This window comes from Cryobacterium sp. Sr8 (assembly GCF_004403225.1).
GTDB lineage: Bacteria > Actinomycetota > Actinomycetes > Actinomycetales > Microbacteriaceae > Cryobacterium > Cryobacterium psychrotolerans.
Genome location: NZ_SOHO01000035.1, coordinates 49,037 through 61,456, shown reverse-complemented (window position 1 = coordinate 61,456; position 12,420 = coordinate 49,037). Strand labels below are relative to the sequence as shown.

The following is a 12,420-nucleotide window of genomic DNA, read 5'->3' as shown; positions in this document are numbered from 1 at the left end:
CGTGACCCACGCCAGGGACGGCACGCTCACCTGGACCTCGCCCGCCGGCCGGGAGTACACGACCGAACCGGCCACCCGGATCGACCCGCCACCCCCGTTCTGACGCCCGCGCGGCTCAGCCCAGGGAGTCGAGGTAGAACCAGCGGCGGTCGACCTTCAGGAATCGGCTGGTCTCGTGCTGCTGGGCTCGCTGTCCGTCCAGCCGGTAGTGTGCCGCGAACTCCACCACCCCGTCGGTATCCAGCGGTCCGCCACGGACCGTCCTCAGGATGTCGAGCCGCACCCACTGCATGTCGGCATCGAGTTCGAGGGATTCGGGGCGAGTGGCGGGGTGCCAGGTCGCCAACAGGTACTCGGTGTCGCCCACGGCGAACGCCGAGTAGCGGGAGCGCATCAGGCGTTCGGCTGTCGGCGCGGATCCCTGCCCGGCATGGAGAGGTCCACAGCACTCGGCGTAGGTCAGCCCGCTCAGGCAGGGGCACCGCCGGGGCAGCGTGGAAGAAACCTGGGGCGAGGGCACAGGCCCAATTATCGACCGTCGACCCCGGGGAAAGAAACCGAAAGTAATCCGAAAAGAATGTGAACCGAAACCACAACGGATGCCGGTGGAACGAAAAAAGCCCCAACCGAAGTTGGGGCTTTTCGTTGTGCTCGGTGGATCCGAGGGGATTCGAACCCCTGACCCCCTGCATGCCATGCAGGTGCGCTACCAGCTGCGCCACGGACCCGGATTGTGTTTCGGACTGCTCCGAAACAACTTGTCTAGGCTACTACACGCGAGAGCCTCTCGCGAACCAGCGCTACTCGGCGGACTCGCGAGTGGGGAGCTCGATCGGGATGACCGGGCAGTCCTTCCACAGGCGTTCGAGGGAGTAGTACTGGCGTTCTTCCTCGTGGAAGACGTGCACCACGAGGTCGCCGAAGTCGACGAGGATCCACCGGCCCTCGGCGCGTCCTTCACGACGCAGCGGCTTGAAGCCGGCCTCGATGAGCTTGTCTTCGATCTCTCCGGCGATCGCAACGACGTTGCGCTCCGAACGACCGGTGACGATGAGGAAGATATCGGTCAGCGGCAGGGGGCTGGAGACGTCGATAGCGACGATGTCCTCCCCGGCCTTCGAGTCGGCGGCGGCTGCGGCCACCTTGAGGAGCTCGAGAGCGTGGGCAGAAGCGGTCATCGAATGAGTCCCTGGGTGTGTGAAGTCGACATGGTTGGCATTAGAAAATGTTGAAGACGTAGCCGAGCACGAAGAGCGCGAGCACGCCGACGGCCAGAACGGCCGCGGTGATCGCGAGCACGGTCGGGAGGGAGTTGCCGCTCTTCTGCGGCGGGGCTACGAGGCCGCGGTTCGACGCGTGCGTACTGACGGCCCTGCTGGCGCTCACGGGCGCAACGGTGGAGTTGTAGCCGCCCGCGTCGTCGTGATCGTCGGACTGATCCATGTCCGAGGAATCGAAGTTGCCGGGGTGGTGACCGGTCGAGCCGAGGCTGCGGGGAAGGTCGTACGAACCGGTGATGAGGATCTCACCCGTGCTCGTGAGGGGCCCGGAACTCGAACCCTGCAACGGGATCGACGGCAGGATGAGCGCGCTCGTCGTGGTCGGGCTGCCGCTTCCGCCGGTTCCTCGGGACATGAACTGGTCGAATGTCTGGCCCTCGTCGACGGTGGGTGTGTGGTCGTCACCGCGGTCGAGCGACCAGTGGCCGACGGGCGGGTTGAGCCCTCCCATCGTGTGGGTCTCCGCGTCGGGGGAAACGTCCTCGCCCTCCGTTGCTTCCGGCTCGCCCGACTCGGCGGCCTTGATGGCACGCAACTGGCGTCGGGTGAGCGTGCGCTCGGGAGCCTGGCGCTTGGTGGACGTCGCCTTCTCGGCGGGAACCTTTTCTGCGCCCCGGGGAGCGAAGGCCGACACGGGAACGGATTCCGCGACGACGTCCGGCTTGACGGCCGCGGGCTTGACGTCGGCGGGCTTGACGTCGGCAGCCGAAACGTCGGACTCGACGTCGGGAGCCGGGTCGCCGGCCGAAAGCCGAAGGTCGTCCGCGGTCGACAGCAGCCCCTGCTGGCGCGCTAATTCGCGTTCCTGGCGGCGGGTCAGCGGAGGCTGGGGACTGTTACCCAACGTCATGCCACACTCCGATACAGATGATGCTTTGAGATGTACTGGACAACCCCGTCGGGGACCAGATACCAGACCGGGAAGCCCCGGTTCACGCGTTCCCGGCAGTCAGTGGACGAGATGGCCAGAGCCGGAACCTCCAGTAAGCTTACGTCCTGGTCCGGCAATCCTGAAATGCTCAGTTCATGTCCCGGTCGACTCACAGCCACGAAGTGAGCCAGATTCCAGAGTTCCCGCACGTCTTTCCAGCCGAGGATCTGCTGGATCGCGTCGGCACCGGTGATGAAGAACAGTTCGGCATCCGGCCGTTCGGCGTGGATATCCCGCAGGGTGTCGATCGTGTAGGTGGGCCCCGAGCGGTCGATGTCGACGCGGCTCACGGTGAATCGAGGATTCGACGCCGTGGCGATCACCGTCATCAGGTACCGGTGCTCGGCCTTGGACACGTCGTGCTTCTGCCACGGCTGGCCGGTGGGCACGAAAATGACTTCGTCGAGGTCGAAGCTCTGGGCGACCTCGCTGGCCGCGACCAGGTGCCCGTGGTGGATCGGGTCGAAGGTTCCGCCCATCACGCCGATGCGGGGGCGACGCGAAGCCACGGGGTGGTCGATGGGTCAGTGACCGTCGTGGCTGCGAGCTCCGCCGTGCGCGGCGGCATAGGCATCCGCCTTCGTCTGGTGGCGGTTGGCGACGTCGCGGTAGGTCCACACGAGGAAGCCGAGGGCGAAGAACACGACGAGGGCGATGGCGCCGTACATCAGGGTCGGCATGGGCAGGGCGACGTGCTCGATCTCGGCCAGCACTGCGGTCACAAACGACATGAGGTTCTCCATTCAAGGCACAACGGCGGGGCCCCCGCCGTCGCACTCATTCTAGTGGGGCCTACGCCCGCACCTGGCCTGTGCCGCGCACAATCCACTTCGTACTGGTGAGCTCCGGCAGTCCCATCGGACCGCGCGCGTGCAGCTTCTGGGTCGAGATGCCCACCTCGGCCCCGAAGCCGAATTCCCCGCCGTCGGTGAAGCGGGTGGATGTGTTGACCATCACCGCGGCGGAGTCCACCTCGTTCAGGAACCGCTCGGCGTTGACCACGTCGTTCGTGACGATCGATTCGGTGTGCCCCGTCGAGTAGCGGCGAATGTGGTCGATGGCCGCGTCGAGGGAGTCGACCACCTTCACCGCGATGTCGAGGCTCATGTACTCGGCCGACCAGTCGTCCTCCGTCGCAGGCACGGAATCCGGGTACAGCTCCCGCGTGCGGGCATCTCCGTGGATCGTCACACCGGATGCCGTCAGCCGGGCCAGAACGTCCGGCAGCAGCCACTCGGCGGCGTTCTTGTGCACCAGGAGGGTCTCGAGGGCGTTGCACACGCTCGGGCGGTGGACCTTGGAATTGTGCACAATGTCGATCGCCCACTGCGCGTCGGCGCTCTCGTCCAGGAACACGTGCACGACGCCGGCTCCGGTCTCGATCACGGGCACCTTCGACTGGGTAACGACGGCGTTGATCAGGCTCGCGCTCCCCCGCGGGATGAGCACGTCCACGTAGCCGCGGGCCTGCATCAGTTCCGTGGCGCCGGCCCGGCCGAATGGGTCGATGGTCTGCACCGACTCGGCGGGCAGGCCGGCGGACGCAATCGCCGCCTGGATCAGCCCGACGAGCACCCGGTTGCTGTTCTCCGCCGCCGATCCACCGCGCAGGACGACCGCGTTGCCGCTCTTGATCGCCAGCGCGGCGAGATCAACGGTGACGTTGGGACGCGCTTCGTAGATGACTCCGACGACGCCGAACGGCACGCGTACCTGGCTGATCTTGATGCCGTTGGGCAGGCTGCTGCCGCGCACGACCTCGCCGACCGGGTCGGTCAGGCTGACGATCTGCAGCACGGCCTGGGCCAGGGCTTCGATCCGGGCGGCGTCGAGGGCGAGCCGGTCCAGCAGACCCGAGGTCAGTCCGTTGTCCGCACCGGCGGCCAGGTCACGTCGGTTGGCTGCGATGATCTCGTCAACGCTCCCCCGCAGCGCCGCGGCAATCGCACCGAGTGCGCGGTTCTTCACCTCGGACGGTGCGGATGCGAGCGCGAGCGACGCGCTCCGGGCCGCTTCAAGCGTGGGCGTGAGGGGTGCGACGGGCTGCTGCGACTGGGACATCCCCCCAGTTTACGGGAGCGTGCGGCGTACGCGAGCGGGCCGTTTACGGGAGCGGGTGCCCGCTCGGAGAGGCCGCCGACTCGAACCAGGTGCCGACATGGTCGCCGCGGAGCGCCTCGGCGACGAGCCCGGTCGACGTCACGAGCACCGCCGTCCCGGCATCCGCCGCGATCCGGGCCGCCGACACCTTGGTGCTCGCTCCCCCGGTTCCGACCCCCGAACCCGTGGCCGTTCCGAATTCCATTCCCGCCAGCGCCTCGCCGGCGGCGATGTGGTCGATCCGCTCGGCTCCGGGCAGGTGCGGCGGTTTCGTGTACAGCGCGTCGACATCGCTGAGCAGCACGAGCAGGTCCGCCTGGATCAGCGTCGCCACCATCGCCGCAAGACGGTCGTTGTCGCCGAACCGGATCTCGTGGGTGGCGACCGTGTCGTTCTCGTTCACGATCGGCAGGATGCGCAGGGCGAGCAGGCGGTCCATGGCACGCCGCGCGTTGCTGCGGTGAGCGGGGTTTTCGAGGTCGCCCGCCGTCAGGAGTACCTGGCCGGCGACGATGTCGTACCGGTCGAGGCTGTCCTGGTAGCGGAAGATGAGCAGGTTCTGGCCGACGGATGCCGCCGCCTGCTGGGTGGCGAGGTCAGTGGGCCGCTCATCGAGGTGCAGGTAGGGCATCCCGATTGCGATGGCGCCGGAGGACACGAGCACGACCTCGGTGCCGCGGCCGTGCGCTTCCGCGATGGCGTCCACGAGCGGTGCGATCTGCCCGGCGTTTGCGCCACTGATCGACGACGAGCCGACCTTCACCACGATCCGTGCCGCGGATGAGATGTCGCCGCGCGCAAGCCTGTTCACGTGACCGAGCCTTCCCTGCGGGCCCACCGGGTGCGGTCCGCGTCGCCAAAACGAGCCTATAGGAGCGAGTAGCCGTGCGGCCTCACGGCAGCTTCGAACCAGGTTCCCACGGGCTCGCCGCGAAGTGCCTCCGCGGCCAGTTCGGTGGAGGTCACCAGGACGGCTGTTCCGGCCTTCGTCGCGATCCGCGCCGCCACCACCTTGGTGCTCGCGCCTCCCGTGCCGACCCCGCTGGGGCCGCCGGCTCCGAATTCGAAGCCGTCGAGCGGGTCATCCGCCGAGATGAAGACGAGCTTCTCCGCACCCGGAAGGTGCGGCGGCTTCGTGTAGAGCGCGTCGACGTCGCTCAGCATGATCAGCAGATCGGCATGGATCAGCGTCGCGACGAGGGCCGCGAGGCGATCGTTGCTCCCGAAGCGCAGGCCGTAGACGGCCACCGTGTCGTTTTCGTTGACGATGGGCAGGATGCGCAGGTCGAGCAGGCGGTCCAGGGCGCGACGGGTGTTGCTTTTGTGCGGCTCGGTGAGCACATCGCCCTCCGTCAGCAGCACCGTCCCGGCCGCGATCCCGTACCGGTCCAGGCTTTCCTGGAAGCGGTAGATGAGCACATTCTGGCCCACGGATGCCGCGGCCTGCTGGGTGGCCACATCCGCGGGCCGCTCCTCGAGCTCCAGGAACGGCATCCCCGCGGCGACCGCGCCGGAGGAGATGAGCACGACCTCGGTGCCGCGCCCGTGCGCCTCCGCCAGGGCGTCCACGAGCCGGTTGATCTGGTCGGCGTTGTCGCCGGTGATGGACGAGGAGCCGACCTTCAAGACGATGCGCTTGGCGACAGCGGCCTGGTCGCGCGATAAGACGGTCATTCAGTTTCCGTCTTCTGTTCGGCGGAAGCGGAATCCGAGGGACCGTTGAATTCCTCCTCGCCGGTGGACCACATGCCGGCTTCGCGTTCGCGGATGAGCTCGGCCCTGGCCGCGGCCTTGGCGTCCATGCGCCCGAAGTACTCTTCACGGCGCTCGTTGCTTGTGCGTCGCTTGCTGTCGTCGAGGCGCGTGTCCGTGCCACGCGGGGCGGTGATGAGCTCGGCGGTCGAGGTGAGCGTGGGCTCCCAGTCGAAGACGACACCGTTACCGGGGCCGATGATGACGGTCGACCCGGCGACGGCGCCGGCCTTAAACAGTTCGTTCTCGATGCCCAGCTTGGCCAGCCGGTCGGCGAGGAAGCCGATGGCCTCGTCGTTCTTGAAGTCCGTCTGCTGCACCCAACGCTCTGGCTTGGTGCCCAGGATGCGGTAGATATTGCCGAAGGATCCACCCTCGACGCGCACGACGAAGCCGCTGTCGTCCACGGTCTTCGGACGGATGACGATGCGCGGCTTTTTCGCCTCGATTGCGGCGCGTGCAACACGGCCGGCTTCGACCGTTTCGGCCAGGGCGTAGTTGAGCTGACGGAGGCCCTCGTGGGTGACCGTGGAGATCTCGAAGACGCGGTAGCCGCGGGCTTCCAGGTCGGCGCGCACGAACTCGGCCAGCTCGCGGGCCTCCGGCACGTCGATCTTGTTGAGGGCCACCAGCTGGGGACGGTCGAGCAGGGGCAGCTGGCCGTCGGGAACTGGGTAGGCCGCGAGTTCGCCGAGAATGATGTCGAGGTCGCTCAGCGGGTCGCGGCCCGGGTCGAGCGTGGCGCAGTCGAGCACGTGCAGCAGCGCGGTGCAACGCTCAACGTGGCGCAGGAACTCGAGGCCGAGGCCCTTTCCCTCGCTGGCGCCTTCGATCAGGCCGGGGACGTCGGCGACGGTGTAGCGCACCTCCCCGGCATCCACGACACCGAGGTTCGGGTGCAGCGTTGTGAACGGGTAGTCGGCGATCTTGGGTCGCGCGGCCGAGATCGCCGCGATCAGGCTCGACTTGCCGGCCGACGGGTAGCCGACGAGCGCGACATCCGCCACGGTCTTGAGCACAAGCTGGACGTCGCCCTCCCAGCCGAGTGTGCCGAGGAGCGCGAAGCCGGGGGCCTTGCGCTTGGTGGAGGCGAGGGCAGCGTTGCCCAGCCCGCCCTGGCCGCCAGGGGCCACGACGAGACGCATCCCGGGTTCGGTCATGTCGGCGAGTTCGTTGCCCTCCATGTCCTTGACCACGGTGCCGAGCGGCACGGCGAGCTCGCGCAGCTCACCGGCGTGGCCGTTGCGGTGGTCGCCCATGCCGGGGCCGCCGTTGTCGGACGAGCGGTGGGGCGAGCGGTGGTAGCCGAGCAGGGTCGTCACGTTCGGGTCGGCGACGAGCACGAGGTCGCCGCCGCTGCCGCCGTTGCCGCCGTCGGGCCCGGCGAGGGGCTTGAACTTCTCCCGCTTGACGGAAACACAGCCGTGTCCTCCGTGGCCAGCTCGCAAATGCAGCGTGACGTGGTCGACGAATGTAGCCATGGAAAACCTTTCAAGTGGGGCTGAAACACGTAAGGGCGAGCCGAAGCCCGCCCTCACGTTCAAAAATTGTGGATGCCTACTCGGCAGCCACCACGATGTTGACGACCTTGCGGCCACCCTTTGCCCCGAACTGGACGGAGCCGGCTTCGAGGGCGAAGAGAGTGTCGTCTCCGCCGCGGCCGACGTTGACGCCGGGGTGGAAGTGCGTGCCGCGCTGGCGAACGATGATCTCGCCCGCGCTGACAACCTGACCTCCGAAGCGCTTCACACCGAGGCGCTGAGCGTTGGAATCGCGACCGTTGCGAGTGGAACTCGCACCCTTTTTATGTGCCATCTGTTCTTCTCCTCAGGCCTTAGGCGATGCCGGTGACCTGGACGCGCGTGAGCTCCTGACGGTGCCCCTGACGCTTCTTGTACCCGGTCTTGTTCTTGAACTTCTGGATGACGATCTTCGGGCCGCGGAGGTCGTTGAGGACCTCGGCAGTGACCTTGACCTTGGCCAGCGACGTCGAGTCAGAGGTGATCTTGTCGCCGTCGACGAGAAGCACGGCGGCCAGCTCGACGTTGCCGTCCTTGTCAGCCTTGATTCGGTCCATCGTGACGATGGTCCCGACCTCTACCTTCTCCTGCCGCCCTCCGGCGCGCACAACTGCGTAAACCACTTTACGTACCTATCTCTGGGGAGCCGTGAGGCCCAATTTCCTATGATGGAAAGTTACTGGGGGCGAACCGGCCAAATCGGCCGCTCACCACCAGAAAACCTTGGCAATCGCGCGGGCTCAGGCCCATCGCACACCAACGGTCAACTTTAGCTGATCCTCCACCCCCGGTCAAACCGGGATGGGGCCTGTTCACTCGGGTCCGTACACTTTGGGAATGACCGTGTTGATCGACCAGCCGGCGTGGCCGGCACACGGCATGCTCTGGTCCCACCTGGTGAGCGACAGCTCGCTGGCGGAACTGCATGCGTTCGCGGCCGCCAATGCCATCCCCCGCCGCGGATTCGACCTGGACCACTACGACGTCCCGGCCGCGCGCTACGACGCCCTGGTGGCCGCCGGCGCCCTCCCGGTGGGCAATCGTGAGCTCGTCACCCGGCTCCACGCGAGCGGACTTCGGGTGAGCGGCCGCGACCGGGCGGCGAAGAAGGCGCGGCAGAAGCGGGCAGACGAATAGGCAGCGTGCCCGGCCGGGGCGCGCTGCCTATTCGCTTGGGTGTTGCCTGTGTTACTTGCCGGAGTCGGGAACGACTATCGGCTGCGCGGCCGACGTTGATCCCCCGGCGGTCGTCACCCGGCGGCTGCGCGAACGCCCCTGGCCGGGCTGCTTGGGCTCGGGAAGGGATTCGAGCACGGAGTCCAGCATCTGGTCGGTGACCTGCTTGCTCACCGTGCGCCGGGTGCGCGTCGTCTTCTTGACCGGGATGTCGAGAATGGCGACCGCTTCGCTGGCCTGTGGCTCCGCCTCGGCCGCTGCCGCGGGCGGGGCCGTGGTCGGGGCCGCTGTCGGGGCGGACGTTCCTCGTGACGAGGAGCGACGCGACCGGCGCGGCGCCGACTCGGCCGCCGGAACAGCCTCGGGCGCCTGGGCCTCGGGCAGAGCGGCGCCCTTCGGAGCAGCATCCGTCACGGCAGCAGTCGTCACAGCAGCATCCGTCGACGCCGCAGCCTCGGGCGCGGGCGTCTCAGTGATGACCGGGATGGACTCCGTGACCGGGCGGGCGATGGTGCGCGCGGCGATCAGGGCGAGGGCGTGCTTGGCGTCCTCGGTGATTCCGTGGGTGCCGTTGCCGGCCTTGGCCGTGTCGGACTGCTGTGAACCTCCGCCGTTGCCGCCACGGTTGTCGCGGTGGCTGTCGCGGCCGCCGTTGTCCCGGCCGCCATTGTCGCGGCCGCCCCCGTCGCCATTGCCGCCGGACTTGCTGCGCGGGCGGCGCTCCTGGGCGGGCTGCGCGGTCTGGCGGTGCTTCACGACGGGATCGTGGTGCACGATGATCCCGCGTCCGGCGCAGGCTTCACAGTTCTCGCTGAACGATTCCAGGAGGCCGAGGCCGAGCTTCTTGCGCGTCATCTGCACCAGGCCGAGCGAGGTGACCTCGGCGACCTGGTGCTTGGTGCGGTCGCGGCTGAGGCATTCGACCATGCGACGCAGCACGAGGTCGCGGTTGGTCTCGAGCACCATGTCGATGAAGTCGACGACGATGATGCCGCCGATGTCGCGCAGCCGGAGCTGGCGAACGATTTCTTCGGCCGCTTCGAGGTTGTTCTTGGTGACGGTCTCTTCGAGGTTTCCGCCCGAGCCGACGAACTTGCCGGTGTTGACGTCGACGACGGTCATGGCCTCGGTGCGGTCGATCACGAGCGAACCGCCGGACGGCAGCCAGACCTTGCGGTCGAGCGCCTTCTCGATCTGCTCCGAGATGCGGTATTCGTCGAACACATCGACGTCACCCTCGTACTTCTGCACGCGCTCGACCAGGTCGGGAGCAACCTGGCGGAGGTAGGCCTCGATGGTCTCGCGGGAGTCCTCGCCGGCGATGACCATCTTGTGGAAGTCCTCGTTGAAGACATCCCGGACGATCTTGATCAGCAGGTCCGGCTCGCTGTGCAGCAAGGCCGGGGCCTGGACCGAGTCGACCTGCTTGGCGATGGATGCCCACTGCGAGGTGAGCCGGTTGACGTCGAGCGTGAGCTGTTCGTCGGTGGCGCCCTCGGCCGCGGTGCGCACGATGACACCCACGTTGTCGGGGAGAACTTCCTTGAGGATCTTCTTCAGCCGGGCGCGCTCGGTGTCCGGCAGCTTGCGGCTGATCCCGTTCATCGAGCCGTTGGGCACGTAGACGAGGTAACGGCCCGGCAGCGAAACCTGGCTGGTCAGGCGTGCGCCCTTGTGGCCGATCGGGTCCTTGGTCACCTGCACGAGCACCTTGTCGCCGGGCTTGAGCGCGAGCTCGATCCGCCGCGCCTGGCCGCTGTTTCCGGAGTTCTCTGCGGCGGCTTCCCAGTCGACCTCACCGGAGTAGAGCACGGCGTTCCGGCCGCGTCCGATGTCGACGAAGGCGGCCTCCATGCTCGGAAGCACGTTCTGCACCTTGCCGAGGTACACGTTGCCGATCAGCGAGGCGTCCTGGTTCTTGGCGACGTAGTGCTCCACGAGCACGCCGTCTTCGAGCACGCCGATCTGGATCTTGTTGTGCTTGGCGCGCACGACCATGGCACGGTCGACGGATTCGCGGCGCGCGAGGAACTCGGCCTCGGTGATCACGGGACGGCGGCGACCGGCATCCCGGCCGTCACGGCGGCGCTGCTTCTTCGCTTCCAGCCGGGTCGAGCCCTTGATGCGCTGCGGCTCGGTGATCAGCTCCGGCTCACGCGGGACGCGAACTTTGACGACGGTGTTCGCGGGGTCATTGGAACCGGAGCGACCTTCGTCGCCCGAACGACGGCGGGCGCGTCGGCGAACCGTCGAGGTCTCTTCGTCTTCGTCCTCATCCTGGCGCGTACCGGTGCGGTCGTCCTGGCGGGTGTCCTGGCGGGACGGCGTGCGGGCCGGCAGCGGCACGATCTCCGGCGCCTGGAACAGGAGCGAGAGCGACGGCCGACGGACGGCCGGCTCCACTGCGAGCATGGCCTTCTCGGCCGGGGCGGCCCCGGACGTTTCCTCGGCCGTGGGCGCTTCCGTTGCTGTTACCGGGGCCTGGCCGTCTTCGGCGGAGGTCGATGTCTTCGTCACTGGCTTTCGCTCCGTCACAGGCTTCTGCGTCGCGTCGGTGCGCGCTTCGTCGATCGGGGCGTCGGTAGGCGTTGCCACCGGTGCGTCCGTGGGGGTGCTCGGACCATCCGGCTGGGCGGCGGGAGTCACAGCCGACGAGGCCCTGCGGGACGTTTTGCGAGTGCCGAAGATGCCCTTGCGCTTCTTGATTTCTTTGTCTTCCACCATTACTGGTGCGCTCCTTGACCGATCCGGGCGACCGCGCCACCCATCCGGTTTGCTCTCTCGGCGAGGGCTGCGCCTGCGCGAAACCCCCGCGAATCCTTGTTGTTCCGCAGCCGGCCCGTGGCTCTGGCTGCTAATACCTTTGGTCGTGGGACCAATGAATCTGGGCGTTTACCGCCCATTAAGCTTCTGTGCGTCTGTCCGAGCGCGGCTCGAGCGACTCGTTCGATTATCGCATGCATTCTTCAGATCGCGTGCAGAGCCACGTGACATAATCCGAGGATGCCCCGCCTCGAGTCTCCCGCCCGCCCCACGGGGCTCGCCGTCTTCCTTATTCTTGCCGGTGTGATCGGCCTCGCAGCAGCCTTCACTCTGACCCTGGACAAGCTCCATCTCCTGGCCGACCCGAACGCGCAGCTGAGCTGCAGCTTCAGCGTGCTGATCGGCTGCGCCACAAACCTCTCCTCGCCGCAAGGCAACATCTTCGGCTTCCCGAACTCGCTCATCGGGGTCATGGGCTGGAGCGTCGTGATCACGATCGGCGCAGCCATCCTCGCCGGCGCCCGCCTGGCCCGGTGGTTCCGGATCGGGCTGAACGTGGGGATGACCGGCGCGATCGCCCTGGTGATCTGGCTGATCGAGCAGAGCATCTTCGTGCTCGACATCCTGTGCCCGTGGTGCATGGTCACCTGGGCCGTCACCATCCCGGCGTTCCTCGCGGTGACGTTCTACAACCTGAAGACGGGGAGCATCCCGGCCCCGGAATCCGTGCGCCGGGTCGCATCCGTCGCCTACGCCTGGGTCCCCCTGATCACCCTCGGCAGCTTCATCGCGGTCGCCATCATCGCCCAGCTCCAGATGGACGTCCTCAACCGCCTCTAACCCCGCCCTCACACACGCCCACAAACTCGCCCACAAACTCGCCCACAAACTCCGCCGA

At 67.4% G+C, this 12,420-nt stretch carries 14 protein-coding genes and 1 tRNA gene; 2 read left to right on the top strand and 13 right to left on the bottom strand.

The annotated features are described in order from the left end of the window. Positions 1-115 precede the first annotated feature (115 nt). The 12 genes from E3T54_RS05805 to rplU all read right to left on the bottom strand — a co-directional run bounded on the left by E3T54_RS05805 (position 116) and on the right by rplU (position 8,206). Positions 116-520: a YchJ family protein gene (locus tag E3T54_RS05805; RefSeq protein WP_241977079.1), complete on the bottom strand. Its 405-nt coding sequence runs from the start codon at positions 518-520 to the stop codon at positions 116-118. 135 nt (positions 521-655) lie between these two features. Continuing rightward, a tRNA-Ala gene (locus E3T54_RS05800) sits at positions 656-728 on the bottom strand. A 72-nt stretch (positions 729-800) separates the two neighbouring features. Continuing rightward, positions 801-1,178, bottom strand: coding sequence for a ribosome silencing factor (gene rsfS / locus E3T54_RS05795; RefSeq protein WP_092323841.1), 378 nt, complete (start codon positions 1,176-1,178; stop codon positions 801-803). A 40-nt stretch (positions 1,179-1,218) separates the two neighbouring features. Continuing rightward, positions 1,219-2,130: a hypothetical protein gene (locus tag E3T54_RS05790; protein WP_134474942.1), complete on the bottom strand. Its 912-nt coding sequence runs from the start codon at positions 2,128-2,130 to the stop codon at positions 1,219-1,221. Further along, complete coding sequence (gene nadD, locus E3T54_RS05785; RefSeq protein WP_255452828.1) at positions 2,127-2,720, bottom strand: nicotinate-nucleotide adenylyltransferase; 594 nt, start codon at positions 2,718-2,720, stop codon at positions 2,127-2,129. The genes E3T54_RS05790 and nadD overlap by 4 nt, the downstream gene beginning before the upstream one ends. Positions 2,721-2,735: 15 nt before the next feature. Continuing rightward, positions 2,736-2,942 (bottom strand): hypothetical protein, encoded by a 207-nt coding sequence (locus tag E3T54_RS05780; RefSeq protein WP_092323856.1) that lies wholly within the window; start codon positions 2,940-2,942, stop codon positions 2,736-2,738. A gap of 61 nt (positions 2,943-3,003) precedes the next feature. Next, the gene (locus E3T54_RS05775) at positions 3,004-4,272 is read right to left on the bottom strand and encodes a glutamate-5-semialdehyde dehydrogenase (protein WP_134474941.1); all 1,269 of its coding nucleotides are present in this window, start codon (positions 4,270-4,272) and stop codon (positions 3,004-3,006) included. Positions 4,273-4,315: 43 nt separating this feature from the next. Then, positions 4,316-5,122 (bottom strand): glutamate 5-kinase, encoded by an 807-nt coding sequence (gene proB, locus E3T54_RS05770; protein WP_134474940.1) that lies wholly within the window; start codon positions 5,120-5,122, stop codon positions 4,316-4,318. A 56-nt stretch (positions 5,123-5,178) separates the two neighbouring features. Further along, on the bottom strand, positions 5,179-5,985 hold the full coding sequence (gene proB / locus E3T54_RS05765) for a glutamate 5-kinase (RefSeq protein ID WP_092323834.1): 807 nt from the start codon (positions 5,983-5,985) through the stop codon (positions 5,179-5,181). Further along, the gene (gene obgE / locus E3T54_RS05760) at positions 5,982-7,544 is read right to left on the bottom strand and encodes a GTPase ObgE (protein ID WP_092323832.1); all 1,563 of its coding nucleotides are present in this window, start codon (positions 7,542-7,544) and stop codon (positions 5,982-5,984) included. The genes proB (E3T54_RS05765) and obgE overlap by 4 nt, the downstream gene beginning before the upstream one ends. A 76-nt stretch (positions 7,545-7,620) precedes the next feature. After that, positions 7,621-7,878 (bottom strand): 50S ribosomal protein L27, encoded by a 258-nt coding sequence (gene rpmA, locus E3T54_RS05755; protein WP_092323831.1) that lies wholly within the window; start codon positions 7,876-7,878, stop codon positions 7,621-7,623. Positions 7,879-7,897: 19 nt separating this feature from the next. Then, complete coding sequence (gene rplU, locus E3T54_RS05750; RefSeq protein WP_092323829.1) at positions 7,898-8,206, bottom strand: 50S ribosomal protein L21; 309 nt, start codon at positions 8,204-8,206, stop codon at positions 7,898-7,900. A gap of 214 nt (positions 8,207-8,420) precedes the next feature. Between rplU and E3T54_RS05745 the strand changes: the two genes are divergently transcribed. Further along, positions 8,421-8,720, top strand: a complete 300-nt coding sequence (locus tag E3T54_RS05745) for a DUF4031 domain-containing protein (protein ID WP_134474939.1) — start codon at positions 8,421-8,423, stop codon at positions 8,718-8,720. A gap of 51 nt (positions 8,721-8,771) precedes the next feature. Here the strand turns inward: E3T54_RS05745 and E3T54_RS05740 are convergent, their stop codons facing one another. Continuing rightward, positions 8,772-11,483, bottom strand: a complete 2,712-nt coding sequence (locus E3T54_RS05740; protein ID WP_134474938.1) for an Rne/Rng family ribonuclease — start codon at positions 11,481-11,483, stop codon at positions 8,772-8,774. 279 nt (positions 11,484-11,762) lie between these two features. Between E3T54_RS05740 and E3T54_RS05735 the strand changes: the two genes are divergently transcribed. Continuing rightward, the gene (locus E3T54_RS05735) at positions 11,763-12,362 is read left to right on the top strand and encodes a vitamin K epoxide reductase family protein (RefSeq protein ID WP_134474937.1); all 600 of its coding nucleotides are present in this window, start codon (positions 11,763-11,765) and stop codon (positions 12,360-12,362) included. Positions 12,363-12,420 lie beyond the last annotated feature (58 nt).

Excerpts from the sequence above, each read along its gene's own strand:
- E3T54_RS05735 (WP_134474937.1), top strand. The coding sequence starts at position 11,763 with ATGCCCCGCCTCGAGTCTCCCGCCCGCCCCACGGGGCTCGCCGTCTTC.
- obgE (WP_092323832.1), bottom strand. The coding sequence starts at position 7,544 with ATGGCTACATTCGTCGACCACGTCACGCTGCATTTGCGAGCTGGCCAC.
- E3T54_RS05780 (WP_092323856.1), bottom strand. The coding sequence starts at position 2,942 with ATGTCGTTTGTGACCGCAGTGCTGGCCGAGATCGAGCACGTCGCCCTG.
- rsfS (WP_092323841.1), bottom strand. The coding sequence starts at position 1,178 with ATGACCGCTTCTGCCCACGCTCTCGAGCTCCTCAAGGTGGCCGCAGCC.
- E3T54_RS05790 (WP_134474942.1), bottom strand. The coding sequence starts at position 2,130 with ATGACGTTGGGTAACAGTCCCCAGCCTCCGCTGACCCGCCGCCAGGAA.
- E3T54_RS05745 (WP_134474939.1), top strand. The coding sequence starts at position 8,421 with ATGACCGTGTTGATCGACCAGCCGGCGTGGCCGGCACACGGCATGCTC.
- proB (WP_092323834.1), bottom strand. The coding sequence starts at position 5,985 with ATGACCGTCTTATCGCGCGACCAGGCCGCTGTCGCCAAGCGCATCGTC.
- rpmA (WP_092323831.1), bottom strand. The coding sequence starts at position 7,878 with ATGGCACATAAAAAGGGTGCGAGTTCCACTCGCAACGGTCGCGATTCC.
- E3T54_RS05740 (WP_134474938.1), bottom strand. The coding sequence starts at position 11,483 with ATGGTGGAAGACAAAGAAATCAAGAAGCGCAAGGGCATCTTCGGCACT.
- E3T54_RS05775 (WP_134474941.1), bottom strand. The coding sequence starts at position 4,272 with ATGTCCCAGTCGCAGCAGCCCGTCGCACCCCTCACGCCCACGCTTGAA.